Source organism: Pseudonocardia sp. DSM 110487 (assembly GCF_019468565.1).
GTDB lineage: Bacteria > Actinomycetota > Actinomycetes > Mycobacteriales > Pseudonocardiaceae > Pseudonocardia.
Genome location: NZ_CP080521.1, coordinates 7,319,977 through 7,345,719 on the forward strand (window position 1 = coordinate 7,319,977; position 25,743 = coordinate 7,345,719).

The 25,743-nt window shown below is 68.0% G+C and carries 26 protein-coding genes and 2 pseudogenes; 13 read left to right on the forward strand and 15 right to left on the reverse strand.

The window, feature by feature from the left end:
* Nucleotides 1-32: 32 nt before the first annotated feature.
* The 6 genes from K1T35_RS34220 to K1T35_RS34245 all read right to left on the reverse strand — a co-directional run bounded on the left by K1T35_RS34220 (nucleotide 33) and on the right by K1T35_RS34245 (nucleotide 4,363).
* Nucleotides 33-1,202, reverse strand: coding sequence for a S9 family peptidase (locus K1T35_RS34220; protein ID WP_220255891.1), 1,170 nt, complete (start codon nucleotides 1,200-1,202; stop codon nucleotides 33-35).
* A 174-nt stretch (nucleotides 1,203-1,376) separates the two neighbouring features.
* Nucleotides 1,377-2,213, reverse strand: a complete 837-nt coding sequence (locus K1T35_RS34225) for an SDR family oxidoreductase (protein WP_220255892.1) — start codon at nucleotides 2,211-2,213, stop codon at nucleotides 1,377-1,379.
* A gap of 21 nt (nucleotides 2,214-2,234) precedes the next feature.
* On the reverse strand, nucleotides 2,235-2,426 hold the full coding sequence (locus K1T35_RS34230; protein ID WP_220255893.1) for a hypothetical protein: 192 nt from the start codon (nucleotides 2,424-2,426) through the stop codon (nucleotides 2,235-2,237).
* Nucleotides 2,427-2,740: 314 nt separating this feature from the next.
* Nucleotides 2,741-2,959 (reverse strand): ferredoxin, encoded by a 219-nt coding sequence (locus K1T35_RS34235; RefSeq protein WP_220255894.1) that lies wholly within the window; start codon nucleotides 2,957-2,959, stop codon nucleotides 2,741-2,743.
* A complete protein-coding gene (locus K1T35_RS34240; RefSeq protein WP_220255895.1) occupies nucleotides 2,956-3,162 on the reverse strand; it encodes a hypothetical protein in 207 nt (68 codons plus the stop codon). Before K1T35_RS34240 ends, K1T35_RS34235 begins: the two co-directional genes overlap by 4 nt.
* Before the next feature lie 202 nt (nucleotides 3,163-3,364).
* Nucleotides 3,365-4,363 (reverse strand): LysR family transcriptional regulator, encoded by a 999-nt coding sequence (locus K1T35_RS34245; protein ID WP_220255896.1) that lies wholly within the window; start codon nucleotides 4,361-4,363, stop codon nucleotides 3,365-3,367.
* A 452-nt stretch (nucleotides 4,364-4,815) separates the two neighbouring features.
* On the opposite strand from K1T35_RS34245, the gene K1T35_RS34250 reads away from it, so the two are divergent.
* From K1T35_RS34250 to K1T35_RS34285, 8 genes and pseudogenes are all read left to right on the forward strand, one after another.
* On the forward strand, nucleotides 4,816-5,178 hold the full coding sequence (locus tag K1T35_RS34250; RefSeq protein ID WP_370645189.1) for a type II toxin-antitoxin system RelE/ParE family toxin: 363 nt from the start codon (nucleotides 4,816-4,818) through the stop codon (nucleotides 5,176-5,178).
* Complete coding sequence (locus tag K1T35_RS34255) at nucleotides 5,175-5,492, forward strand: helix-turn-helix domain-containing protein (RefSeq protein WP_220255897.1); 318 nt, start codon at nucleotides 5,175-5,177, stop codon at nucleotides 5,490-5,492. Before K1T35_RS34250 ends, K1T35_RS34255 begins: the two co-directional genes overlap by 4 nt.
* A gap of 369 nt (nucleotides 5,493-5,861) precedes the next feature.
* Nucleotides 5,862-6,173, forward strand: coding sequence for a hypothetical protein (locus K1T35_RS34260; RefSeq protein ID WP_220255898.1), 312 nt, complete (start codon nucleotides 5,862-5,864; stop codon nucleotides 6,171-6,173).
* Between the two features lie 136 nt (nucleotides 6,174-6,309).
* A pseudogene (locus K1T35_RS34265) lies at nucleotides 6,310-7,197 on the forward strand (IS5 family transposase); the annotation flags it as partial.
* A gap of 473 nt (nucleotides 7,198-7,670) precedes the next feature.
* Nucleotides 7,671-8,168 carry a hypothetical protein gene (locus K1T35_RS49255; protein WP_255621037.1) on the forward strand — a complete coding sequence of 166 codons (498 nt, stop codon included), beginning with the start codon at nucleotides 7,671-7,673 and terminating at the stop codon, nucleotides 8,166-8,168.
* Between the two features lie 79 nt (nucleotides 8,169-8,247).
* A complete protein-coding gene (locus K1T35_RS34275; protein WP_220255899.1) occupies nucleotides 8,248-8,889 on the forward strand; it encodes a DUF433 domain-containing protein in 642 nt (213 codons plus the stop codon).
* Nucleotides 8,846-9,262 (forward strand): hypothetical protein, encoded by a 417-nt coding sequence (locus tag K1T35_RS34280; protein ID WP_220255900.1) that lies wholly within the window; start codon nucleotides 8,846-8,848, stop codon nucleotides 9,260-9,262. The genes K1T35_RS34275 and K1T35_RS34280 overlap by 44 nt, the downstream gene beginning before the upstream one ends.
* 402 nt (nucleotides 9,263-9,664) lie before the next feature.
* Nucleotides 9,665-10,919 (forward strand): annotated as a pseudogene (locus tag K1T35_RS34285) (IS701 family transposase).
* A gap of 511 nt (nucleotides 10,920-11,430) precedes the next feature.
* Here K1T35_RS34285 and K1T35_RS34290 read toward each other — a convergent pair.
* A complete protein-coding gene (locus K1T35_RS34290) occupies nucleotides 11,431-12,171 on the reverse strand; it encodes a hypothetical protein (RefSeq protein ID WP_220255901.1) in 741 nt (246 codons plus the stop codon).
* Between the two features lie 297 nt (nucleotides 12,172-12,468).
* Here K1T35_RS34290 and K1T35_RS34295 point away from each other — a divergent pair, with 297 nt between their 5' ends.
* From K1T35_RS34295 to K1T35_RS34310, 5 genes are all read left to right on the forward strand, one after another.
* Nucleotides 12,469-14,337: an alpha/beta fold hydrolase gene (locus K1T35_RS34295; RefSeq protein ID WP_220255902.1), complete on the forward strand. Its 1,869-nt coding sequence runs from the start codon at nucleotides 12,469-12,471 to the stop codon at nucleotides 14,335-14,337.
* A gap of 1,018 nt (nucleotides 14,338-15,355) precedes the next feature.
* Complete coding sequence (locus K1T35_RS34300; RefSeq protein ID WP_220255903.1) at nucleotides 15,356-15,865, forward strand: hypothetical protein; 510 nt, start codon at nucleotides 15,356-15,358, stop codon at nucleotides 15,863-15,865.
* Complete coding sequence (locus K1T35_RS49640) at nucleotides 15,855-16,880, forward strand: site-specific integrase (RefSeq protein ID WP_220255904.1); 1,026 nt, start codon at nucleotides 15,855-15,857, stop codon at nucleotides 16,878-16,880. Before K1T35_RS34300 ends, K1T35_RS49640 begins: the two co-directional genes overlap by 11 nt.
* Before the next feature lie 225 nt (nucleotides 16,881-17,105).
* On the forward strand, nucleotides 17,106-17,228 hold the full coding sequence (locus K1T35_RS49265; protein ID WP_370645190.1) for a hypothetical protein: 123 nt from the start codon (nucleotides 17,106-17,108) through the stop codon (nucleotides 17,226-17,228).
* Nucleotides 17,229-17,327: 99 nt separating this feature from the next.
* On the forward strand, nucleotides 17,328-17,489 hold the full coding sequence (locus K1T35_RS34310; RefSeq protein ID WP_255621039.1) for a hypothetical protein: 162 nt from the start codon (nucleotides 17,328-17,330) through the stop codon (nucleotides 17,487-17,489).
* A 75-nt stretch (nucleotides 17,490-17,564) separates the two neighbouring features.
* On the opposite strand, the gene K1T35_RS34315 is transcribed toward K1T35_RS34310, so the two are convergent.
* The 8 genes from K1T35_RS34315 to K1T35_RS34350 form a co-directional block, all read right to left on the reverse strand.
* The gene (locus K1T35_RS34315; protein WP_220255905.1) at nucleotides 17,565-18,782 is read right to left on the reverse strand and encodes an MBL fold metallo-hydrolase; all 1,218 of its coding nucleotides are present in this window, start codon (nucleotides 18,780-18,782) and stop codon (nucleotides 17,565-17,567) included.
* Nucleotides 18,783-18,916: 134 nt separating this feature from the next.
* Nucleotides 18,917-19,516, reverse strand: coding sequence for a TetR/AcrR family transcriptional regulator (locus K1T35_RS34320; RefSeq protein WP_220255906.1), 600 nt, complete (start codon nucleotides 19,514-19,516; stop codon nucleotides 18,917-18,919).
* A gap of 40 nt (nucleotides 19,517-19,556) precedes the next feature.
* Nucleotides 19,557-20,762, reverse strand: a complete 1,206-nt coding sequence (locus tag K1T35_RS34325; protein WP_220255907.1) for an ABC transporter substrate-binding protein — start codon at nucleotides 20,760-20,762, stop codon at nucleotides 19,557-19,559.
* 53 nt (nucleotides 20,763-20,815) lie between these two features.
* Nucleotides 20,816-21,826: a branched-chain amino acid ABC transporter permease gene (locus tag K1T35_RS34330; RefSeq protein ID WP_220255908.1), complete on the reverse strand. Its 1,011-nt coding sequence runs from the start codon at nucleotides 21,824-21,826 to the stop codon at nucleotides 20,816-20,818.
* A complete protein-coding gene (locus K1T35_RS34335; RefSeq protein WP_220255909.1) occupies nucleotides 21,823-22,704 on the reverse strand; it encodes a branched-chain amino acid ABC transporter permease in 882 nt (293 codons plus the stop codon). The genes K1T35_RS34330 and K1T35_RS34335 overlap by 4 nt, the downstream gene beginning before the upstream one ends.
* On the reverse strand, nucleotides 22,701-23,492 hold the full coding sequence (locus K1T35_RS34340) for an ABC transporter ATP-binding protein (protein WP_255621040.1): 792 nt from the start codon (nucleotides 23,490-23,492) through the stop codon (nucleotides 22,701-22,703). Before K1T35_RS34340 ends, K1T35_RS34335 begins: the two co-directional genes overlap by 4 nt.
* Nucleotides 23,489-24,280, reverse strand: coding sequence for an ABC transporter ATP-binding protein (locus K1T35_RS34345; protein ID WP_255621041.1), 792 nt, complete (start codon nucleotides 24,278-24,280; stop codon nucleotides 23,489-23,491). Before K1T35_RS34345 ends, K1T35_RS34340 begins: the two co-directional genes overlap by 4 nt.
* A gap of 70 nt (nucleotides 24,281-24,350) precedes the next feature.
* On the reverse strand, nucleotides 24,351-25,730 hold the full coding sequence (locus K1T35_RS34350; protein ID WP_220255911.1) for an aminomethyl transferase family protein: 1,380 nt from the start codon (nucleotides 25,728-25,730) through the stop codon (nucleotides 24,351-24,353).
* Nucleotides 25,731-25,743 lie beyond the last annotated feature (13 nt).

Genomic DNA, 25,743 nt, shown 5'->3' on the forward strand with positions numbered 1-25,743 from the left:
GTCAGAGCCGGCCTGGGAGAACCGGGGGTCCGTCAAACGGCATCCTTGGCGAGTTCGCTGAAGGTGTCGGCGACCCAGTCGGTGATGTAGTCGCGGACGAAGGGGAGATGGTCGAGGCCGATGTGCTCACTGCCGCCCTCCTCGGGGGTGAAGATCCGCAACTCGCGTTTGGGGCTGTTGACGGCCTGGTCGTGGGAGCGGTGCGCGTATTCCAGGGGGATCTGGCGGTCGCCTTGGCCGTGGCAGATGAGGAAGGGGACTGTGATCTTCTCAACGACGCCGTCCAGGTGGACGCCGTCTGCGTAGTCGAGGAAGGTGTCGAGGTCGTCGAACCCCCAGACCCACAGAACGTGTTCCCAGTAGTGCGGTACCGGCCGCTCGCCCTCGCGCTGGATGCGGCGGCGCTGCACCGCGCCCCAGTTGTGGTTGGCGCCCCAGGCGACGACGAGTGCGAGGCGCTTCTCGAACGCGGCGGCGCGGGGCGCGTAGTAGCCGCCCAGCGACCAGCCCACGAGTCCGATCTGACCGGGAACGATGTCGTCGCGGGTCTCCAGGTAGTCCACGCAGGCAGCAGCCCATGCCTCGGCCTCGATGCGGGCCGTCAGCCCGCCGAGTCGCAGCGCTTCTCCGCTGCCCGGGGTGTCGACCATGAGCGTGGAGATGCCGCGAGCGGCGAACTCTTCCCCGACGCCGGAGGCATACATGTGCTCCTTCGTGGAGTCCAGGCCGTTCCACACGATCATCACGGGTGTGCGCCGGTCGTCGGCGGACGGGCTCCTCGTGAAGTACGCGGGCAAGCTCGTACCCTCGAACGGGATCTTCACCCGCACGGTACGCGGGTCGCCGGTGTCGAACGCCTTCTGCTGCAGGTCCAGCACCCGCCGGTAGGTGACGATCCGCTCCGGGTGCGATGCGCTCTGCAAGCGCTCGGCGGAGCAGAGGTAGTTGGTGGCGCGCTTGTACAACTGCCCCGCGGTACGGTGGTGCCCGGCCTTCTCGGCTTGTTCGGCCCGTGCGGCGAGCTGGTCGGTGAGCGTGCCCCAGGCGCGTAGGAAATCCACGGTGCCTGCATCCGCGCCGCGCGCGGCGACCTCGCGGATGGGCCGGCAGGCTCGGTCGACCTCGTCGATGAGCCCGCCGCTGTTCAGTGCCCCGATGACACCCAGGTTCCAGACGTAGTTGCCGGGGAAGTATTCGAACATGGATCAACCTTTCCTGACACGCGCGCGGGAAGGGGCGCGGGCGGAGCGGACGGGTGGCAGGTCGGGGTCGGCGACGACGCCCGCCCGCACGGTGCCGTGGTGTTCATGCCATCGACGCCCCTACCGCGTCGAAGGCGATCCGCCTGCTGACCACCGCGGCATGAGCTCGTCCCGTCAGTTCTGCAGGCCGAGTCCGAACGAGTCCGGGTTCGCGCTGATCATGGCCCGGTTGAATGCGCCGCTGTCAGCGACGAGGATCTGGCCGGTGACGATCTTGTTCTGCCGCGAGGCGAGCACGGCGTAGAACGGGCCGTAGTCCTCGGCCGCAGGCAGGTACTGAAGCGGGGCCGCCGCCTCGAACGCCCGCCGAAAAACGTCGGCAGGGATGTCGGATTGCCTGGAGGCCTCCAGTCCCAGAGCCCGGGGCCCGCGGAGTTGGCTTCCGGCGATTCCCGACGGTGCCACAGCGTTGACTCGTACACGTGGCGCAAACTCGAAGGCCATCTGCCGGACAAGGCTGTTCACTGCACCCTTGCTGGCGGTGTAGGCGGCGCCACCGCCGTCGGCCGCGAAGGCGGCCGTCGACGAGGTGAGCACGATGGAGCCTTCCTCGGCGGTGAGCATGTCGAGGAAGGTTCGGGCGGCGAGCACGTAGCCCTTCACGTTGACCGAGAGGATCTCGTCGAAGAGCTGATCGATCCGATCGGGATCGATGTCCGCCAGCGGGACGTTGCCGTCGAAGATGCCTTGAGCACCGATGAGGGACGTGAGCCGGCCGTAGCGTTGCTCGACGGCCGCCCGGCAGGCTTGCAGGTCGGCGAGGTTGCGGACGTCGCCCTCGATGACGAGGACGTCGTCGCCGAACTCCTCTTTGAGCGCGAGCACCTTGACCGGGTCGTACTCGAGAACAGCGAGCTGGGCGCCCTCGGTCCGGCAGTGGCGTGCGATTCCCAGGCCCAGGCCTGAGCCACCGCCTGTGATGAGAACGACGTGGTCGTCGAGCAGCGTCATGACTGAGTTACTCCCATTCGTTTACTGGCTTGCCAGTACCCTGGTGTCGAGGGTCGGATTGTTCTGTCGGGCGAGGGCCAGGGCGTCGTTCCAGGTGGCGCCGCGGGCGAGCAACGTGCGAAAGCCGCGCAGCGAGCGCATCCGGCCGCAGGAGAAGACGGCGTGGAACTGGTCGTCGCGGCCGAAGAGTACGAGGTACTCGGCCTGGTCCAAGCCGCCTTCGACCACGAGGCTCGTGTCGCCGGGGCGGCGTCGCCCGTAGCAGTGGAACCGGCGGCCGTACTACCGCTGTGTGACCGAGGCCCAGGTCGAGCCGGGCTGCCGCGAGGCGCTGAGCCGAGCGGAGCTCGAGCAGCTCGGGTTCCGCGCGGCTGGTCAGCAGGCCCTTGGAGACGGTCGGTCGGTCGGGGGGCCGCTCGGCGCCGAGGACGGTCACGGTGCCCTCGAACCCACCTTCGCGGAGGCCCTCGGCGGTGCTGAGCCCGGCGGTGAGGCCCCGACCACGAGGACGTGTTCGAGGCTGCCGGTCACGTCTGCGACTCCAGGCCGATGGAGATGGCCTGTGCGGGACAGGCCCGGACCGCCTCCTCGAGGTCGTCACGCTCGTCGCCGTCGACGCTCTCACGAACCAACACCACTGTCGGCGAGCCGGGGGGCGTGTCGAACACGTCAGGCAGAATGCTGACGCAGACGCCGTATGAGCTGCACCGCGCTGTGTCGAGGTGGACGGTCAGCTTGTCGCTCACAGGAAGAGTCCCAGGTTCGGTGTGCGCAGCGGGGTCTCCGTGAGGATGACCTCCCCGGTCAGCAGAAGCGGGCCCTGCGGGGTGAGCCGGAGTGTGTCGTTGCGCCGCCAGGGAATGAGATCGATTTGTTCGTCGACAAGCGCTGCCTCGACTCGGTCGAGGAGGAGAGTGAAACGGGTCGACTCCGGAATAGTGGCTGTCATGGGGCTCCCTCGCCTCACCCGCGCTCGCCTCACTCGCGCTCGCCTCGGTCGGATTCCGCACGTGCCGTCGCCGCACCGGCGCCGTTGCTCGTGGTGTGACCGGAAGCGTAGGAGCGCTCTCGCATAGAGGGAAACGGTTCTCGTCGATCGGGCGGCATTGATCAGACCAATGTAGCCGGCTGGCGACAGAGGCGGGCACGGATCACGTCTGCGCAGAACGCTCGCTCGAGTAGGACAGCGACTTCGTTCGCGGGTCTGCCCCGGGCTGGTGCAATGGTGCCGAGACCCCGAGTCCGTGCGTGATCTCGCGAGCGAGCGTGTGCAGGCGGCGACGCAGCCAAGTGTGAGCCGGATCGTCGTCGAGGCGCCTGGTCCACAGCATGGCTTCGGTGAGCGGGTTCAGCGGCATCGGAGGCTCGAGTAGCCGCAGGTCCGCCGCATGCTCGACCTTGCACGCGAAGAGTCGCGGGAGCAGGCTGATCAGCCGCGTGTCACGCAGCAGGAACGGGGCGACCTCGAACCCGGAGGCGACCTCCACACGGCGCGGCACGCCGAGGACGTCGAGCTGCGCCTCGGCGAGCGAGGGGTGCAGGTCGGAGCTGCTCACCAGATAGGGCAGCTCGCTGAACTGTCCAAGGGTGATGGTGTCGCCGATGTCGGGGTGCACTCGGTCGGCGACCACGACGTAGTCGTCGGCGTAGAGCACCTCGTGGTGAAGCTCGTTCCTACCCGCGAGGGCCTCCCTGGGAAGGATGGCGAGGTCCACCGTGTTGCGCGCAAACAGGTCGTCGAGGCCGTCACCCACCGGCTGGATCCGCAGCTGGATGTTCGGCGCCTCCACGGCCAGGTGCACCAGCAACGGGTGCAGGAGGACGATGGCGACATAGCTGCTGGCGACGACCGTGAAGACGCGGCGATCCACGGCCGGGTCGAAACTGCGTCGCCCGGAAAGCATGGACTGGATGTCGGCGAGGGCCTGCTGCACCGGCTCGGCGAGCGCCTCCGCCACCGGCGTGGCCACCATGGTCCGGCCCTCGCGGACGAGGACCGGGTCGTTGAGCAGCTTGCGCAGGCGGGCGAGCGTGGAGCTCATCGCCGACTGCCCGACCGACAGGCGGGCCGCGGCGGCGGTGACGCTCCGTTCAGCCATCAGCGCGTCGAACGCGACGAGCAGATTGAGGTCGACTCGATTGAGGTCCATCGGCGAATCGTAGAACGTCCCTGACCAGCGCGCATTGAACACGTCGATGCGACCCGTCGGCGCGGATTGTTTGGATCGTGTCGCCGATTATCCTAACGTGGGTTCTCGATCGGGCTGCGTGAGAGCCACATGTATGCACGAGCCGGCCCGCAGGTCCGCCGCGACGACGGCGCGCCCGCCCGACCACACCGCGGGATCCCGTCAGGATCCCGGGCGGCGTCCCTGCTCAGCGGCTGCGAGGACCGGGTGCGGCACCTGCTCGTCGCATCAAGGCCGACCTTCAAGCCGTTGCGACCGCGCCAGCCGGGCGCGCGCTGGCCGCCATGACCGGACACCCACACACCCTCGCCCACTCATAACTGACAGCGCAGAGCCGACCAGGACGCCGCCACGCCCCGCCGAGCCGGATCAACCACTGGCCGCCCGGTTTAGCGATCGGTATACTCGCCGCCGTGGTGCCCGGGCAGTGGCAGGTCTACATCGTCAACGAGGTACGCGACTGGATCGACTCGCTCGACGCCACAACGCACACCAGGGCCGTGCAAGCCATCGACACCCTGGCCGACGTCGGACCCGGCCTCGGTCGACCGCTGGTCGACACGATCCACGGATCATCGATCACCAACCTCAAAGAGCTACGGCCAGGAACGGTACGGATCCTGTTCGCCTTCGATGCTGGTGGGACAGCATCCTGCTCGTCGCCGGCGACAAGGCAGGCCGGCAGAAGGAGTGGCACCGCGACGCGATCCCGCTCGCTGAACAACCGCTATGCGCGCAACCTCACGGAGCGAGCCCACGAGGAACAGCAGCGATGACCAGCCACGCCGCCTGGAACGACATCCGCAACGAGCACATTGCCCATGCGGGCGGGGAAGCCGCGGTCGAAGCTGGCAAGCGCGAGCTGCTCGCCGAAGTCATCGGACACCGCCTCGCCGAGATCCGCCGCACCCGCGGCCTGACCCAGCAACAGGTCGCCGACCGCATGGGCGTGACCAAGGGCCGCGTCTCACAGATCGAACGCGGCAAGATCTCCGGCCAGGACGTCCTGGCCCGCTACGCCACCGCCCTCGGCGGCCGACTCCACCAAGCCATCTACTTCGACGACGGCAACATCACGGCCATCGCCTAACGGCGCTGTGCTTCGACAGGAAGATCAGCACGCTGACCCGTCGTCACGGCGTGCTGCGGGGGTGAGTCACCCGAGGGACCACCAGGCCGCGCTGGGCCGACGACGGCCGTAGGTCGCCCCGTCATTCTTCGGCCGAAACGTGGAGCTGATTCACGCCCACGCACGCGATATCGAGTACGGCCCGCAGCCCGACCTCGGCCACCAGCTCACCGCGCAAATTTCGCCAGCACTGGAACGCACGAAACCCGTCGTCCGTCAGATCACGACACCTCGAACCGATCCTCCATGCGATGGCTACGCTGACGCCTCATGACAAGAGGTGTTCCAGGGTCCGCCGCGCCGTTGGCCGGTCGCTGGCGGATCGTGGATATGAGCGGGTGGGACCGCGACGCCATCGACCTGGTCGAGCCCGGCTTCATCGAGTTCACCGAGGACGGCACCGGCCAGTTCGCTTTCATCGCCGTCCGCGGCCGGCTGGACTACCGCCCGGCCGAGCGGGACGACCAACCCGGTGTCGAGTTCACCTGGGAGGGCATCGACGAGGGCGACCAGGTCAGCGGACGCGGCTGGGCGTTCCATGTCCATGACGCGACGGTCGAGGGTCACTTGTTCTTCCACATGGGAGACGACTCGAGTTTCCGGGCAGAACCTTTTCCCCCTACCGTTCGACTGGACGGCTAGTGAGCGAGTATCAGCACTAGCGCCTGTTTAGAAAGTGGATCTTCGTCGCCGGGCAGCGCGTGTCGGTCAGCGGAGATGAGTGAGGTCTCCGGTAGATGGATCAACGACCAAGAAGACCATCACCACCGGAGACCTCGTGGGGACCGTACCCGCGGGTGCCCGTCATGACCTCACCGACGCGCAGTGGCAGCTGCTTGCACCCCTGCTACCTGCGGTGAGTGGGCGTGGGCGGCCCCGAACATGGACCAGACGACAGTTGATCGACGGGATCCGGTGGCGGACCCGTGCCGGGACACCGTGGCGGGACATACCCGAGCGGTACGGGTCCTGGCAGTCGGTCTACGGCCTGTTCCGGGCCTGGCAACGTGACGGCATCTGGACCCGGATCGTGCAACGCCTGCAGCAACTCGGTGACGAGGCTGGCCTGATCTGCTGGGACGTGTCGGTGGACTCCACGATCGTGCGGGCGCACCAACACGCCGCGGGCGCCCGCCAAGACCCGGCCGGTCAAGTCGAACCACCCGGTGATGAGCCGGCCGACCACGCACTCGGCCGGTCCCGGGGCGGGTGGACCACAAAGCTGCATCTGGCTTCTGAGCAGGGCCGTAAGCCGCTGTCGATGCTGCTCACCGCCGGGCATCGGGGAGACAGCCCGCAGTTCGTGCCGGTCCTGGAACGCATCCGGGTCCTGCGGCCCGGGCGGGGCCGGCCCCGGACCCGACCGGACCGGGTACTGGCCGACAAGGCGTACTCGTCCCGGGCCAACCGCGCCTACCTACGCCGACGCGGGATCCCCGCGACCATCCCGATCACGCGCGACCAGCAGGCCCACCGGCGCAAGCGTGGATCACATGGTGGACGGCCTCCACGGTTCGACCCCGACATCTACCGCCAGCGGCATGCCGTTGAGTGCAGCATCAACCTGCACAAACAGCACCGAAGGTTCGCCACCCGCTACGACAAGCTCGCCCTGCGCTTCGAAGCCACCACCCAGATCACAGCGATCAACATCTGGCTCCGCCGATTAGTAAACACGCGCTACGAGTTCCTGGCGATCGATCGGCCACTCGACGATGACGAGCAGGGCGAGGTTCGGTCCATGTCCACCCGGGCAAGGATCACCGCCACTAGTTTCGTGAACGAGTACCACTGGGGCAATTTCAAGGGTGACCTGAACCGGCTGATGGAGCGCTACTACGACGCGCACCTGTACGTGGCCAACTGGGGAACCCATCGAGTGATGCTCCGCCTGCCCCACTGACCTGCTCGATCCCGAGGTCGTCGAGGACTACTGCGTCGGCGATCAGCTGAGTGCCTGGGTCACGGACGAGTCCATCGTGCTCGACTTCACCAGCGAGGACCACGCCTGTGAGGTCGACTTAGACTACGACGCCGAGACGATGCTGTCGGCGATCGTCGGAGTTCGTGCCGAACTCGCCGCCGGTGATCTCCGGCCGCTCTACGTCGCCTGGCTCGCCGCCTACGGCGCCTGGGAACGTGACGAGGACGCCTTCGACCGCGACGCCGACGACGACCTCGAGCCACCAGTTCCGCCCGGGGCTGGGCACGCTCACCGCAGCACAGCGGGCACTGGCCGACTTCCTTCGCCTCGACGACGACCTGCTCGCGATCGCGGCTCAGACATCTCCGCCGCTCAAGGCGGGCGCCGACGATCCCGGCGAGCTTGCCGCCCGGGTGACCCGCCTGCCTGTGGCTGAGAAGGACCGGCTCTTGGCGCGCGTCGCCCAGGGTGAGGCGGCACGGGTCCGGACGGAGCTGCTGCGCAGTTTCCGCGGCGCCACCGACCCGACCATCCCCGCCCCGCCGGACCGTTACCGCACTGCGAGACGCCGCCGCGCAGCAGCGGGTTCGACTGTGAGCATCGGCTGGCTGCACGACGTCATCGACGCCCCACAGGCGCCCGTCCGGCCACGCATCCAGGCAGGAGGCCGTGACCAGCCAGAGCCGCAACCGCCGAGCCCCTGCGGCTCGTGAGACCGTCGGCCACCGCGTCATGCCCCACCTTGATCGTGCATACGAGTACTCTCAGGATGCCGTTGGGAGGAGGTGGACCATGGCGATCGATCCGTACCGGACCCCGCTGTTGACCGCACGAGAGACCGCGCGATACCTCAAGATGCCCGAGAGCACACTCAACGTCTGGCTCGCCTCACCAGCCGACGAACCACTCGTGCACGCCGTTCGCCCCGAACGACGCGGCTGGCCACGCGTCCCCTTCGTCGGCATCGTCGAAGCCCACGTCCTGCGCGCACTGCGCGAATCGGGCATGCCGATGAATGACATCCGCAACGCCGCAACCATCGTGCGCACTGAGTTCAACGACCCCTACGCCCTAGCCACCCGACGCATTGCCACCGACGGCGTCGCGGTCTTCGTCCGCCTCGCCGACACCTCCCTGATCCGCGCCCGCGACCACCAACACGCGATCAAAGAAGTCCTCGAGGACTACCTCCGCTACATCGACTGGGACGAAACCGGAACCCCGATCCGCCTGCGGCTACCCGACTACCCGGCAGGAGCCGAGGTCGTCATCGATCCCCGATTCGGCTGGGGCACCCCCGTACTAGCCCAGAACAAGGTGAAGGTCGAGGACGTCGTCACTCTATGGCGCACAGGCGAGCCGATCACAGCCGTAGCCGAGGAGTACAACCTTGCCGAGAACGTCGTCGAGGACGTCCTCCGACAGGCCGCTTGAGTTCTTCTTCGACCGAAGCCTGGGGAAGATCTCGGCACACCGACTGCGCGACGCCGGATACATCGTCCACCTCATCGCCGACTTCTACCCCGACGATGCCCAACAGGTCGGCGATTCCGAATGGATCGCCGAAGGCTGTCAGCGCGGTTGGGCGCTCCTCACGAAGGACCAACGCATCCGCTACCGCACCGACGAACTCGCCGCCCTCACGAACGGCCATCTGTTCTGCCTCGCCGACGGAAACGCAACACTCGACACCATCGCCCAGCGCTTCCTGAAAGCCATGCCCGCCATCCACCGCGCCGCACACCGCACGAGCGTCGGGTTCTGGCACGTCCACGCAGGCGGCCGAATCACCAAAATGTGGCCCTGACCGACTCCCATCACGGGAGATCAGCCTTGAGAGGCCGCCGCCGAATGCTGTAGTCTAGAATGTATGGACACCCGCATTACGCGGGTATGCAACGTTTCTGGGTTCGACTCCTTCCTATAACACGACTGGGACCTCGGGCACCGCATCTCAAGATACACTGAGCATTTCAGGGTCACGATCCCCATTGCCACCGCTCACGGATGCAGTGCAACTGTTGTCGACCAAGGTTGCCTAGTACTCCAGCCGTAGTTCGTGATCTTGCGGCGTGGCGGTCCCGGACATGGCACGGCCACCGCGTGATCCTCGTCCGTTGTGTCGACATCAGATGATCACGCGGTGGCCGCGGGCCACAGCGTAGGGCCTGACCGGTGGGAAGTTGAGACCGACAGGCTGCTCGGGCGGATGGCCGGCCGGTTCGCGCGGTTCGAGACCCGCCGCGCGCGCGGGTTCCTCCTCGGACTGCTTGCTGACCTGCCCCGCAAGAACTGTTGGACCATCGCCGAGCACGCTGGTGACAACGACCCACACGGCATGCAGCACCTGCTCAACCGGGCGGTCTGGGACACCGACGGAGTTCGTGATGACCTGCGCGACTACGTCACCACCCACCTCGGCGACGTCGACGCGGTGCTGGTGGTCGACGAGACCGGTGATCTGAAGAAGGGCAACCGGACCGTCGGGGTGCAGCGCCAGTACACCGGCACCGCGGGACGGATCGAGAACGCGCAGGTCGCGGTCTACCTCGCCTACGCCGGCACCCGCGGTCACGCGATGATCGACCGCGAGCTCTATCTCCCGCAGTCCTGGACCACGAACCCGGACCGTCTCGACGAGGCCGGGGTGCCCGCCGACATCGAGTTCCTCACCAAGCCCGCGCTGGCCACCGGGATGCTCCTGCGCGCCCTCAACGCGGGCGTCGCAGCCCGGTGGGTGGCCGGGGACGAGGTCTATGGCGCCGACCCGACTCTGCGCGCCGAGCTGGAAACCCTCCGGATCGGCTACGTGTTGGGGATCGGGTGTGATCGCCAGATCCCGACCGCGGCCGGGCCGATCCGCGCCGACCTGCTGACCGCTGGCCTGCCGAAACGGGCCTGGCAACGACTCTCCGCCGGAGCCGGCGCGAAAGGTGAGCGCTACTACGACTGGGCCCCTGATCACCCACCCCGACCCCGCCAGGCGGGCCGACCCAGCCGACGGGCAGTGCTGGTGGCTGCTGGTGCGCCGCCACCGCGGCACCGGTGAGCTGGCGTTCTACCGCTGCTACTCCCCGCAGCTAGTGCCGCTACGCGAGTTGGTCCGCGTCGCCGGCCGCCGTTGGACAGTCGAGGAGTCGTTCCAGGCTGGGAAGGGCCTGGCCGGGCTGGATGAGCACGAGGTCCGGCGCTGGAGCTCCTGGCAGCGCTGGACCCTGCTCGCGATGCTCGCCCACGCCCTGCTCGCCGTGATCGCCGCCCACGAGCACACCCAACGGCCCGCCCCGGTCGGGATGATCGCGTTGACCTGCAACGAGATCCGCCGACTCTTCACAATCCTGGTCATCGAACCCGGCCGCGTCCTGGCCTGCCCCGAGGCCTGGTCGGACTGGCGACGACGCCACCAACACCGCGCCCGCACCAGCCACTACCAGCGCCAGCAAGCAGCACTCGGCTGGACATAACGATCTACGGCTGGAGGACTAGCCGGGACGTCGTTGCCGCGCATGGTCTCGCTGACGGCCGACGGAAGCACCCGGTCGACGCGATGGTCTTGGCGGCCTCAATCTCCACGCTCTGTCTCCCTCTCCTGCGGCGGCGGAGATCATGCATGGCGAAGAACTACCGCGCCGGACCATCAAGATCCAGCAGACACACACTAGTGAGATCGCAGGTGCGGTAGCCGAGCACTTCGATCTGCTCCGCGACTGACTGATGATGCTTCGGCTGCTCATGGCTACCACGGGCTTCCGCATGGGTTCGGGGCCTTCACGGGCACGCTCGTCGCGGGCACTGTTCCGGACGCTGCCTCCGTGCCAGCCCGAAGAGACCTTCGCCTCTCATGATCACAACCCGGCGGGTGCCGCGACCGGCGATGCGAGCGTTGCGGCGGGCAGCCCGTGCCGCTTTCCAGGCAGCCGGCTCAAGCAAGCCCTGAAGTCGGTCATGTACTTGCGGCCGTGCCGAACGCGATGCCTACCTGTTGCTCCGGCCGTGGTCGGGCTCGGTCAGCCTGTCGAAGATCGCGAGGACCGAGCGGGACATCAGGGATCGGTCCGGTTCACCGACGGGGTCGTCGAGGATCTCCGGGTCGGCGAACCAGATCACAACGGATCCAGCGATTTGGGCGGCCACGGCTCGGCTCAGGTCACGGATCCTGAACGGCGGCCGCATCCGCAACGCGTAGACGTCGAGGAGCCCCTGCCACGCTTGATCCACCGACTCGTAGAACCTGGACTGTCGATGGGCGAGCGCGGCGCGCAGACGTGGATCGCTTGCGCCGAGCAGCAAGCTGAACTCGACGCGGAACAACGGATCCTCGCGGTAGTGCCGGTGCACCTCCTCCATCGTCGCGAGGACCACCGCCTCCAACGGCACGGCGGCGGCGCGCGCCTCCTTGAAACGCCGGATGCTCTCGGCGAGCCCCGGCACAAGCCTCGCCTGGAGGTCTGCAATGTGGAAGAGCAGGTCGACCTGAAAGTCGGCCTGACCGGGCCACTGCTGGTAGATCGCACCCGTCGTGATCGCCTTGGCCCGGTGGTCACCGGTCTCCGCACGGACGATCGCAGTCGCTCGTTCGGCGACCTGGGTGAGCCGGACATGCGCGAGAGCGGCGGCGAGCACGTCGTCGCCGGCGGCTTCGGCGCGTTCGCGGATGAGATCCACGGCGGCGCGGAGCATGAGGTCGCGGGTCTCGGCCCGCGTGCGCCTCGGCATGCGCTCCCGAACTTCGGCAGGGGTCCGCCTTCTCACCTGACCCGGCACGAATCCTCCCTCGGTATGTCGTCGGTCCGTCGTTACCAAGTTGACAGAGCAAGTATGAGAGACCTACGGTTGCGCATCCGTAGATATTCTACGGATGCGCAACCAGGCTCACGTGGCCTGCGGGTGCCCACGAGGCGCACCGCGCCGACCACACGCGCCTGGACTAGATTCCGCCTGTTCGACCCGGCCCCGCCTGCGTTCCTCGGCCAGGCACCGATCGGTGTCGGCCAGACGCTTGTGGAGGAATCAATGACGACTTCTCTGGAGTCCTCGGTCGAGCCCGCTCGACCCCCGGGAGTCGGCTCGGCGGCACGCGGCTGGGGATCGTGGCTCTCCGACCGGACCAAGATCCTCGTCATCGTCGCTGTCGCGATGATGATTCTCGGCAGTCTGCTGGCGCGGTTCGTCAACAACGGCGGGGGCGAAGCCTCCGTCAACGAGGTCACGATCTTCGGCGCGAGCGGCCACCAGATCAGCGCGTACGTGTACACACCGAGCACGGCGTCGGCCGCGCATCCGGCGCCGGGCATCGCCATGTGGCACGGGCTGAACAACCAGAAGGAGTACATGAGCAACACCGCGCTGGAACTGGCGCGGCGTGGGTTCGTCGTCGTCTCGGCCGACCAGACGGGCCACGGCTCCTCGAACGGCGCCAACCAGGACGCCGGCTGCGGCGGCCCTGACACGTTGACCTACCTGCGGAACCTCCCCACCGTGGACACGACGCGTGTCGGGCTTGTCGGCATGTCCCAGGGCGGCTTCTGCGCCGCGACCGCGGCGGCGCTGGCCCAGCCGGACGGCTACAACTCGATCTTCTACATGGAGTCCGAGCCCAACCGTCCCGGCGACCCGGACATCACTCCATTCACGAACCTCCGCAACATTGCCTACAACATCGGCACCTGGACCGAGCTCGGCGGGATGATCCTCGTCGGCAAGGGCTCCGATGCCAGCGTCTCACCCGTGCTGCTCCCCCTCTTCGGCACCCAGGAGCCCATCACACCCGGTCAGGTCTACGGGTCGATCCCCGACGGGACGGCCCGCATCCTCTACACGCCCTGGGAGGAACACGCCCTCTCCACCGACTCCCCGGCCGCGATCGGCAACGCGGTCGACTGGATGCAGCAGACCCTAACCGGCGCCTCCGGGCTGGACAGCTCCGACCAGGTCTGGCCCTTCAAGCTCCTCGGGACGGCGGTGGCGCTGGCCGGAGCGTTCCTGTTCCTGTTCGCCATGGGCGGCGTGCTGTTGCGCACCCGCGCGTTCGCCACGCTGGTCCGCCCGGTGCCGGAGTACCGGGGCCTCACCGGTCCCGGCTGGTGGGTCGGCGCGTTCATCACCACGGCGGTCGGGCCGCTGCTCTACCTCGAGGTCTGGAAGAACATGTTCCTCACCCCGTGGATGGCGCCGAACTCGCTGTGGCCGCAGACGTTCACCAACGTCTACATGGTCTGGGCCGTGCTCGTCGGGCTGATCGCCTGGGCGCTCATCGGGTTCAACCACATCGTCTTCACCCGCAAGCAGGGCGCCACGGCGGCCCACTACGGCATCACGGAATCCACCCATGGCCTCGGGCGCACGGCGCTCCTCGTGGTGGCGGTCCTGGCGCCGGTATACGTCGTGCTGGACGTCGTCGCGGCCGTGTGGCACGTCGACTTCCGCGCGTGGGTGGTCACGCTGATGCCGATGTCGCCGGCCCGGTGGGACGCCTTCGTCGCCTACCTCGTCCCCTTCGCCAGCTACTTCCTGGCCCAGGGGATCATCTTCGCCGGCTTCCTCCGGTGGCGGGCGGGCAAGGCCCCGCTGTGGCAGGAGATGCTGGTCAACTCCATCGTCATGACGCTGGGCGCGCTGGCGTGGATCCTGCTGTGCTACGTCCCGTTGCTGTCCGGTGGCACCATCGTGTTCGGCTCGGACCCACGCACAGCAACCGCGGCGGGCCTAGGTGGCATCTACTACCTCCCGCTCCTGGTGCTCTGGCCACTCTCTGCGTGCCTCTACACGTTCTACTTCCGCAAGACCGGGCGCGTCTTCGCCGGCGCCTTCCTCGTGACCGTGTTCATCGTCTGGATGCTGGCAGCCTCCGGGGACTTCGCCATGTGGCCGATCAACGGGTAGCCCGACAACGCCGCAGCCTCGGTCGTCGCGAGCTCCGCGCGTCCTCTCCTCGGCGTCGGCCTGCCGGGCCTCGGCCGTGAGCGCGGAGCCGTGGGTGCCGCGGTCCCCGCGCTTGACGGCCGCGAGCAGCAGCGGCGCCACGTCCTGCACCTGCACATCCTCGCCGCCGCCCTCGCCCTGCTTCTGGGTGAGCCCGTCCGAGATTGGACGGGCTGCTGCCTCTCAAAACGCCAAGGACGTTCGTGCTGGTCAGCGACACTACGCCGCCAGCTACCGCCCAGCAGCTCACAGAACATCGAAGCAGGTGAATAGTGTGCACGACCGTCTCGGACACAGGATTGCCCCACGGCGAGCCGGCTGCTGGCACGGTCGTTCCGATCTGGAGCGCTCGACTCGAATGCGGACCGCCATCCACGTCATCATGTCGATGGATGCCGTCTCGTCGGAACGAGACCGGTAGAGTCGCGGACCACGAAGTCCGTCGGGGCCGTCGTTGCCAGCCGGCGTAAGCTCGCACGCTGGGCCGTGGCTGCTCCGTGCGAGGGCGCGCAGGCAGCCGGAATGGCGAGGAACCATCTCTCGGGCGTCGCGGAACTGGTACATCAACGACCGCCAAGGCCTCCCTGCCGTTGACCTCGCACGGGTGGCACGGCGACAGGAACTCCGTCCTGCGCCCCGAGGCCTACCCGCAGATATCCTTCGCCCGCCAGACCCTCGCTGATCGGACTTGTCGTTGCCAGTTCGCGTACCCGATGACACGCCAGAAACATTCACGCCGCCGGGGAGCCATAGCGATTGCCATCATGTAGGCTCGAACGTATGGACACCTGCATTGCGCAGGTGTGCCACATCCGGGTGATCAATCCCCCCTCGGACACCAGTTCTGGTGGAGCTTCACCACTCGGGTGACAGTCGGGCGGGCCGGGTGGGCGAGTCGCACACCATGTGGCGCACCTGACCAGCTCGGATCCCGGTCACGCCGCGACGCGGCGCGCGGCTTGCTTCGGACGATGCCGCGATGAGACGCACCCGCACGCCACCACCGGCCGTCCAGGAGCAGCTGATCGCGGCGCTGCTCCCCGACGTGCACACCGAACCGCCACCACACTCCCCCGCCCCGCTGCCAACACTGCCCGCACCGGCCCTGCCCACGCCGACCCTGCCCACGTCCACCGACGTCGACGGCTTGCTGGTCGGGATGGCCCGCATCGACCGCTCCGGCCGCCTCCACGAACGCCGGCTGCTGCACGCGCTGGGCTGGACACCCGGACAGCGACTCGCCCTGGACGTGGACCACGGGCTGATCGTCGTGCAGCCCTCCTCCACCGGCTCACACGCCCTGGACAGCCGGGGCGCACTCCCCTTACCCGCGGCCGCGCGCCGCATGTCCGGCATCGGATCAGGTCCACCGGTCGTGCTCGCTGCCTCGGTTCCCGAGCAGAGCCTCGTCATCCAGCCCGCCGCGCTCGTGGCTCGCCTCCTGGCCGCCCACTACGCCAACCTGCTGGGCGGGCACGATGATCGCTGAACCGGACCGGATCGCCGCGGCGCGCCTCCTGCTGGACCAACTCGGCGTCACCCTCGACGACCTTAACCACCCCGACTCGGTCACGTCCGCACAAATGTCGAGCGTGCCGACGCTGGCCGAGTACCTACCGCACGTCATCGCCGCCGCGGGCCCCGGCGCGAACCGCACCTACGGCAGCTACTGGCAGCGCATGCTCACCGCCTGGGGCGACCGCCGCCTCGACCAGATCACCGCCAGCGACATCGAGGCCATGCAACACGCCGCAGCCTCCACCGCCCGGACCCGCCGCAACGGCCGCCACGGCCGCCACGCCGGCGAACACGTCATCGCCGCCGCCCGCGCCATCTACACCCGCGCCATCGCCGACAACCTCATCGCCCCCGGCACCAGCCCCGCCCACCGGATCGCCAAACCCCGCCGCCTCCCCAGCACCCGCCGCGCGTTGACCGCGCACGAACTCGACCAGATCAACACCGCCGCCCGAACCAGCGGCAACGACGTCATCCTCGACGCCCTCCTGCTCCGCCTGCACACCGAAACCGCCTGCCGCCGCGGCGGCGCCCTCGCCCTGCGCCTGGCCGATCTCGACACCGACAACTGCCTGGTCCAACTCCGCGAGAAGGGCAGCACCATCCGCTGGCAACCGATCAGCCCCGCCCTCACCGCGAGCCTGGCCGCGCACGCCGCCAGCCGCGCCGCGCTCCTGCCCACCGACCGGCTACTGCGCTACCGCGACGGCCGAGCCCTCACCAGCCGCCGCTACGACCACCTCTGGCGGCGCCTCGGCCACCAACTGCCCTGGGTCGCCGCCCACGGCATCACCACCCACTGGCTCCGCCACACCACCCTGACCTGGGTCGAACGCCACCACGGATACGGCATCGCCCGCGCCTACGCCGGCCACACCGACAACACCGGACCCGCCACCACCACCTACATCAAAGCCGACCTCCAAGCCGTCGCCACCGCGCTGGCCGCCATGACCGGCCAACCACACCCACTCGCCCACCCATGAACGACCGCACGCTCCAGATCACAAACGTCCGACCACCGGGAACATCGACGCAGCGGCCCTCCCGTACGGCGGGCGAACCGCCGCCGCGAAACCGAGAAGAGGTCCGATCCGCGCTCGATCCAGGCACCATCATCTGCGTGCAGGATCAGTAGATCGATGCCCCGATCACGCCATGAGGCAGATCCACCGCGGCGCGACCTGGTCCTTGCTGGAAGGATCAACGTCGTGCCCAAGCCGTTCCCGAAGAGATTCCGACGCGACGTGATCGCGGTCGCCCGCCAGGGCGAGCAGCCGATCGCCCAGGTCGCCCGGGAGCTTCGGATCTCGGAGTCCTGCCTGTCGCGGTGACTGAAGATCCCCGACCGCGAGGACGGCGCATCGCCACTGCAACACCGGTCCCCCTGATGCACATGTACGCCACCTTGCACCTCGGCGTCCCCCACAGCCGTGCCCTCCTCCTCGACCCTGCTCGGCTTCGTACACCGCACCGGCTTCCCCGCCGAACGGGTCACCACCTTCGCCGCAGACTGGGACGACGCCCCCACGACCTACGCCGCCCGCACCACCAAAGTGGTGCTGCACGACGACCGGATCACCGCCGAGGAGTAGCGAAGACAGCGTGGAGCTCAGATTCGCGTCCGGACGGCTCGTCAGCCCGAATCCGCGAGTAGGTCACAATGGAGCTCAGCTGCTCGCGACTGCCATCTGCAGGAGATCTCGACCGATGACGAGGTTGCCCGAGTACCCGTTCTGAGCCTTCTGCCACGCCTCGTCGGTCGTGCCCGCGGTCAGGTGATTCAGGACGAGGTTCTTGGCGCCGGCACGCTCGGCGACGTCACGGCCGACCTGCTCGACGGTGGTATGGGAGGCGTACAGGTGCTGGCGAAGAGGCAGCCCAGCCTCGGGCGGAAGGGCGGAGGTGAAGGATTCGATCCAGGCGGCGTCGATGACTTCGTGGACGAGGTAGTCGCAGTCCTGGGCCAGGTCGATGAGGTTGTCGCTGACTGTGGTGTCCCCGGAGATGACGATCGACCCGTCCGGGGTGTCGAAGCGGTAGCCGAAGGCCGGCGCGGTCGGCCGGTGATCGACGAGGGTGGCGGTGACGCGGACGTCGTCGTCCTCCCACACAGGAATGGGTGTCGTCAACCGTGGCGGGACGCCCTCGGGGTCGACGTCGGCGATTCCCGTGAGATCGATGTCGTGCACCTCGAAGAGCGACCGCGGGTCGGCCAGGCCCTGGTCGCGGATGCGGTCGTTCAAGTCCGCGGCGAACGCGCGACGCAGCTGCTCGGTCATGCCGGCAATGCCTGGTCCCGGCCGCTCCGGGAAGACGAGCTCGGGAGTCGGCCGGTTCGGCGGGAACACCGAAGGGGGAACCGCGCGGTCTCCCGGACCGAACACCTGGATCGGGGGGAGTTCGCGGCCCCTCGCGTTGGCCACTCCGGTCAGGTAGAGCGACGGCCACTCGGCGATATGGTCGCTGTGCAGGTGCGTGAGAAAGATGCCGGCGAGCTTGGCCAGCGGGTAGACCCCATCTTGGGGCGAACTGCCCAGGCCGGCCTGCACCAACCGCAGGTTCGAACCCCAGCCCACGTCGACGAGGTAGTAGCGGTCGCCGACCACGATCGCGGTCGAGGTCCCCACCCGCTCGGCGGAGGTCATGAGTGGACCGCCGGAGGTCCCGAGAAGGACGAGCCGGGTACGGGCACCGGGATCGCCGATCGTGGCGAGCGTCGTACCGGGTGCCGCCGCTGCGGACGGAGACGCCCCGCCGGCAGTGGTGCTGCAGCCGGCCGCGGCTGCGATCCCGCCCGCGGCTGCGGTCGCGCCGAGGATGCGCAAGAAGGAGCGCCGGTCGGCGCGGGGAAGCGAGTTGACGGCGGCTCCGATGGCGTCGCACACGGTTCCTCCAGTGTCAAATGTCGAAAGAATGAATGAAACATCTGCCGGGCGCGACAGGGCGTGACGCGGCCGAGATGACTTGCGGTTGTGGGGACGGACTACACGTCCGCCATTAAAATCCGAGATGCAACTCGTTATTGCTTGACGTGGGTCAAGTTGGCGGCAGCACGGAACGCGGTGAGCACGTGTCGGATCATCTGCCCGGTAGTGTTCACGTCGATGAAGGCAGAGATGCCACCGTAGGTGAGCTCGAGGACAATTCCGCCGAGATCCAGCGCATTGACTTGGGGTCCGAGGGAGAGTTTGCGAATCAGCAGGTGGCCGACTTCTTCCCATTGGGTGGCGAAGAGTTGGCGCTGCCGCTCGTCCAAGGTGCCGTCGCGGCGTGCGCGGCGCAGGAACTCGATGGCAATGATTCCCCACTTTCGCTCCGCAGCGCGGGCATCGGACCAGCGGACGACGGTGTCGATCACGCCGTCGGGGTCGGTGACATCGCTCAACAGCTCTGCGAGCTGCGTGACGTCCTGGCCCGCGTTGCCTTCGAGCAACTGCAGGAGGATGTCCTCCTTGGAGGAGAAGTTCGAATAAAAGGCGCCTTTCGAGAAGCCGGCGTCCTCGGCGATGCGTTCGACGGTGGCGCCTTCGTAGCCGTTTCGCGCGACGACGTCACTCGCGGAGCGGAGAAGTTTCTCACGGGTGAGTGCCTGGCTCTGCTCTCGTGTCAGTCGCGCCATGATTCTCCGTATTCGTTCTCGCGGGGCTGGACAAGCCCGCTCAGCTGACGATGCCGACCTTCGTGACGTCGACGATGCCGCCCCGCGGGACCCAGCTCGTGCCGTCGAACTCGTGGAGCTGGTACTCGTGAACCACTCGGCCGTTCGCGTCGCCGGTGAGGGTCGCGTCGTTGATCAGCATTGGGTTCTGCACCTGGGAGAGCGAGTCCCAGGCGGCGAGGAAGCTGTCGCTGCTGACGTCGCCTGCGTTGCGCAGGGCCTCGACGATGGCCGCCGCGAGTCCGTAGCCGGTGATGGTGAAGGACTGGTTGGCGTCGGCTTCTGGCGCGAACCTGGCCATGTCGGCACGGTACTGGACCAGGGCCGGGTCGTCGTGCACGGCGGGGTTCTGGGGGTCCGTGAACCACTGGTAGGACAGTGCTCCGGTGACGTTCTGCGCGCCTGCCGGGTTCACGGTGCTGGCGAAGTCCGCGTACGGGCTTCCGATGAAGGTCGTCGGCTTGTAGTTGATCTGACCCATGTAGGACAGCAGCGCGCCCATCGTTGGCGGCCCGATGGTCGTGACCAGCACGTTGACTCCTGCCGCCTCGAGTTCGGTCACCTGGGACGCGACGTCGCCCTGGCCGGGCGGGAGAGTGATGGTCCTCACGGGCTGGATGCCGGCTGCGGCGAGCCCGGCGAGCTGGCTGGCGGCGAAGTCGTTGTTGAATCCGAGGAATCCGACGACGGCGCCAGGCATGTTCTCCGTGATGTAGCGGCCCTGGAGCTCACCTTCCCAGGCGATGTCCGGCACGAACGCGCGAGAGTAGGGGAAACCCGTGACGTCGCCGAGTTCCCTCTCGCCGCCCTGCACGATCTGGGCGACCCGCGCCGCGTTGAGCGGCGGCCGCGCCGCGACGGAGATGCCGCCGAAGTTGATGACGATCGCCGCGCGGTCGCGCTCGACGAACTGCCTGTTGTTGGACACGAGGCGAGCGGGGTCGAAGGCGTCGTCGGCCACCTGGAAGTCGATCTGCCGCCCGTTGACGCCTCCCGCGGCGTTCACGGCCTCGAAGTAGGCGGTCGCTCCCGCTGCCGAGGCACCTGCCGATGACAGGGACCCGCTGAGGGGGTAGCTGGCGCGGATGACGATGTCGCCGGTGCCGCCGGCGTCGTCCGCGGGCGCCGTCGAGCGTCCGGAACATGCGGACAACACCGTGGCGGCCACGGCCGCCACGGCGATGGCCTTTATCAGGTAGTTCGCCATTGAACGTCCTCTCTTATCGGTTGAGATCGGCCCGAGCGGCGTGGTCGAGACCGCTAGTGCGGGTTCGTGACCGCCGGGATGTGACCGGCGGTCCGGGTCGCGCGACGGACGAGCGTCGTGAACCCGCCGACGAGCCCGGAGCGTGCGATGGCGAGGGTGATGATGAGACCGGCGGCGTAGACCAGTTGCGACCAGTTGCCCGCGGCCTGGGCGCCGACGATGCCCTCGGCGAGTGTGGGGAGGTAGACCACGATCGCGGCGCCGACGATGGCGCCGGCCCATGTGCGGCTGCCGCCGACGACGCTGGCCGCGAGCAAGGTGATCGAGAAGGTCACCAGGTAGCTGTCCGGCACGGCGATCGCGATGACGAGTGCGTAGAACGCTCCCCCGATGCCGGCGGCTACCGAGCTGACCGCGAATGCGATGAGCTTGGTGCGGTTGACGTCGACCCCGTTGGCGGCGGCGAGAAGTGGGCTCGTGCGGACCGCGGACAACGCCCTGCCGAGCCGGCCGGTCACCAGGTTGCGCAGCACGAGGACGGTGAGGGCCAGCACGACGAGGCTGACGAGGAACCCGAACTGCGCCGTGGTGAGCCCGGTCCATGCCGGGGCCTCGATCGGGGAGCCCGCGAGATAGATGCCGAACGTCCCACCCGTGATCGGCTCGAGGCGGATGAGGAGAAGCGGGAAGATCGCTGCGACGGCGATGGTGAGCAGCCCGAGGTTGGCACCGCCCATCTTGAGGGCCACGAGGCCGAGGAGTAGGCCGAACACCAGGCACAAGGCGCCTGCGACGAGGACGCCGGCCCACCACGGCCACCCGTGTGTGGCGACGGGAATGATCGCCGCGTATCCGCCCAGCCCGAAGATCGCACCGTGGCCGACACTGAGTTGGCCCGAGTGCCCCAGCAGCAGGTTCAGCCCGGCGACCGCCATCGCGAGGGTGAGCACGCGTGTGAGGTCGAGAAGGTCGAAGTCGGAGACGACGAACGGGATGATCACCCCGACGACCAGCGCGATGGTCCAGGCTGCGGGAACGGCGAAGCGGCGGCGGAGCGTGCTCATACCCGCACCGTCCGGGTCTTGCCGAACAGGCCTGCCGGCCGGAGCGCGACGACCACGGCGGTGAGCACGAACGGTGCGACGATCGCGAGGTCGCCTTGCAGGCCGGGCACGTAGCGGCCGGCAAGACTGTTCGCGATGCCGACCAGGACGCCGCCGACGACCGCCCCCACCCGGCTGGACAGCCCGCCGAGCGTGCCTGCCGCCAGCGCGAGCAGCAAGGGAAAGGTCATCATGCCCGGCGAGAGCGTAAGCACCGGGGCAGCCACGACGGCGGCGAAGGCCCCGACGGCCGCGGCGAGCGCCCACCCGATCATCAGCCAGTGGCCCTGTGGCTGGCCGAGCAAGGTTGCGGAGGCGGGATTCTGCGCCACGGCGCGCAGTCGCAAGCCGACGCTGGTCCGGTTGAACAGCAGCGCCGTCGCCGCCATGACGACGACGAGGGTGGCCAGCGACCCGAGTTGCTGCAGGGTCATCCGAAGGCCCGCGAACTCGACGAGTCCCGATCCGAAGGGGCTGGGGAAGGTCCGCGGGCCGGTCGACCAGATGATCGACATGAGCGCGTTCAACCCGAGCAGCAGGGCGACACTGAGTGTCAGCAGCGGTAGTTCGCCAGCGCTCTCGAGGCGGCGGACCAGGCCTCGCTCGATGAGGGCGCCGCCGAGCGCCGACAGCGCGACGGTGAGGAGCAGCGCCACCCAGAAACTCATGCCGACCAGCAGCAGGAGCAGCGTCACGTACGCGGACAGAGTTGCCATCTCGCCTTGTGCGAAGTTCAGCATCCCCGTTCCCTGGAAGACGACGCTGAGCGCGAGCGCGAGCATGCCGTACACCAGCCCCGAGCTCAGCCCGTCCAGAACCTGTTGGAAGAACTCTGTCATTTCCGGATACCGGTCCTCTCGGCGTCGGTGGCCGATTCCCCCAGATATGCGCGCCTGATGACGTCGCCGTCGCGGAACTCCGCGGTGGTTCCGGCGGCGGCGACGCGACCACCTGCCAGGACCACGACGCGGTCGGCAATCTGCAGGGAGAGTCGCGCGTTTTGCTCCGCGATGAGCAGAGACGTCGACCAGTCGCCCCTGATGTGGGCCAGTACCTCGAACAGCTGCCGGGTCAGCAGGGGCGCAAGGCCGAGTGAGGGCTCATCGATGAGCAACAGTCGTGGGCGCGCCATCAGCGCGCGCCCGATCGCAAGCATCTGCTGTTGTCCGCCGGAGAGCAGACCGGCGGCACGCCCTCGCGTATCGGCGAGCACGGGGAATGTCGAGTAGACGAGCTCGAGGTCGTTGCGCGCGTTCGATCGCCGCGCCCGCGGGCGGGCGAGACCGCCCAGACGCAGGTTCTCCTCCACGGTCAGGTCGGCGAAGGTGCCCCGCCCTTCGGGGACATGGCCGAGGCCTGCACGAGCAGTGCGCGCACCGCTCCAACCAGCGATGTCCACGCCCGCGAGCTCGATGGCCCCGCGCGTGGAGACCACCCGGGAAATCGCCCGGAGCAGCGTGGTCTTGCCGGCACCGTTCGGCCCCAGGAGCACGACGATCTCGCCAGGCGCGACGCTGAGGTCGACTCCGTGGAGGACTTCGACCGACCCGTACCGGGCTACGAGCTGACGGGTATCGAGCAAAGCAGCGCTGCTGTTGTGAATTGGTGAGCTCGCACGCTCGCTCACGTCTTGACCTCCGACCAGTCGTCGCCGAGGTACGCGGCGATCACACGCGGATCAGCCGCCACCTCTGCGGGAGAGCCGGCGAGCAGGAGACGTCCGGCATCGAGGACGACGACGTGGCGTGACACCCGCATCACGAGCCCCACGTCGTGCTCGACGAGTACGCAGGTCGTTCCGACCGCCGCCGCGAACGCTTCGACCTCACCCAGGAGCTCGGAGGCCTCGTCGGCGCCGAGGCCCGCCGCCGGCTCGTCGAGCAGCAGCAGCCGGGGCTCGGGCAGCAGAGCCCGCACGACCTCGACCCTTCTCCGGTCTCCGTGCGGGAGACTGTCGACGGGTACGTCTGCTCGCGGGAGCCCCAGACGTGCGAGCAGCTCGGATGCGCGCGCCCGCATCAACCTCTCATCCGATCTCACCGCGGGCGGCCGGAAGATCGAGCCGAGCAGGCCTCCGCGTAGCTGAGGGTGCGCGCCCAGCAGGACGTTGTCGATCGCGGTGAGGTCGGGGATGAGCAGTGGCGTCTGGAACGTCCGCGCGATACCGAGTGCCGCGCGTCTGTCGGCACGCAAGTGAGTGAGGTCGCAGCCTTCGAGTTCGACGGTGCCGTCATGACGCGCAACACCGCTGATGCAGTTGAACAGCGTGGTTTTACCTGCTCCGTTCGGCCCTATCACCGCGGAGACACCGCCAGCAGGGACCGAGAAGGACACGTCCTCGAGCGCCCGCACCCCGGAGAAATCGACTCCCAATGCGTGAACGCGCAACGCTACTTGATTCGTTGACCAGGCCATTAGCGCATTTCCTCTGCGAGCAGCACGCGTGCTTACCTCGACTTCCAGCCGAAGCGGGTCACGTCTACAGCTATTGCCGCCCTGTCTTGATGACCTTGTCGAAGTACGGGCAAGGAGCCACTGCGACCTGAATCTTCCGCATCTCGTGACTATCCACGGTTCGCCGCTGCGAGTCGGGCTCACCCCAGAGGAGCGTGAGCTCTGTCCCCGGCTCGGCGTGCTCGGCATCCACGAGGGCAGTGGAGATCAAATGCCGCGCATTGGCCGAATAGGACGACCACTGCGATACGCCGACAAGCTTGCCGTCCAGCATCACTGCGTCGGATTCGAAGGTGGCGTACATCGGCGTGGGGAGTGCGATGTAGCGGCCGGGCCCCTGGGCATCGAACAGCGTCGACGCGATGCCCGCTACGACGTCGTCGTCGCTCCACACGAGCGTGACCTTCTTGCGGCGCTGGTTTGCCGCCTTCTCCTGCAACGCATCGCGACCGACGAAGTCGCGGTTCCAGTCGACCAGACGGCCGTAGCCGACCTCGATCGGATCGACGTAGTAGTCCTCAATGTGGTCCGAGACGAGGCTGCCGCCCAGCGAGCCGAGCGACTCCAGGAAGTGGCTGTCGAGCCACTCGCGGTAGGGCTTCATCTCAGCGCCCTGGTAGATGGCTGGGAGGGGCATCGGCATCCAGCCTGACTCCTGCGCGGTCGTGGAGTAGGCGAGCGCTCCGACCTTGCGCAGGTCGTACTTCGTCCCGGCCTCCTCGAACGCGTCCCGGACCGCCTGCTGGTCGTCCCACGGACCATAGATCTCGAACCCGGCGGTGCCGGCCATCCCGTGGCGCAGCGCTCGCACCGACCGGCCGGCGATCGTGAGCTCACCGACCGAGAAGAACCTGACTTCCGGGAGGGTTCCCCCGGCAACCTCGGTGACGAGCGGCAGCGCGTTCGGTCCCTGGATCTGGAAGCGGAAGACGTCGCGGGGACTCGACCGGAGCGACCAGTTGTCGTTCTTCTCCGCCACCACGTCGAAGGACGAGCCCCCGGCGTTGAACAGCAGCCAGTCGCTCGCGAAGGGAGCACCGACGAGACGAAAGAACTCCTCCTCCTCCCGAAACAGGATCGCGTCAGCGATCAAATATCCGTCATGGCCGGCGAGGACGACCTGCTTGGCCTTCCGGATCGGGAAGGGGTCGAACTTGTTCACCGCGAACTGGGAGAGGAACGGGATCACCTCACGACCACGCAGGTGCAGCTCGGTCATGTGGTAGGACTGCTCCAGGAGGGCGACGCCGTCCTTCCAAGCGCGCACCTCGTCCCGCCAGTTGGTGAACTCCGGTGGAATGCCGGGAAAGACGTACGGGCCGAGGTCGGAGCTGCGGAGCAGCTGCACCGGGCCCCCCGCTTCGTCGATCAGGGTCTGGAGGGACTTCCGGGAGTCGGCGCTGTGGGCCATGACGATCCTCCTT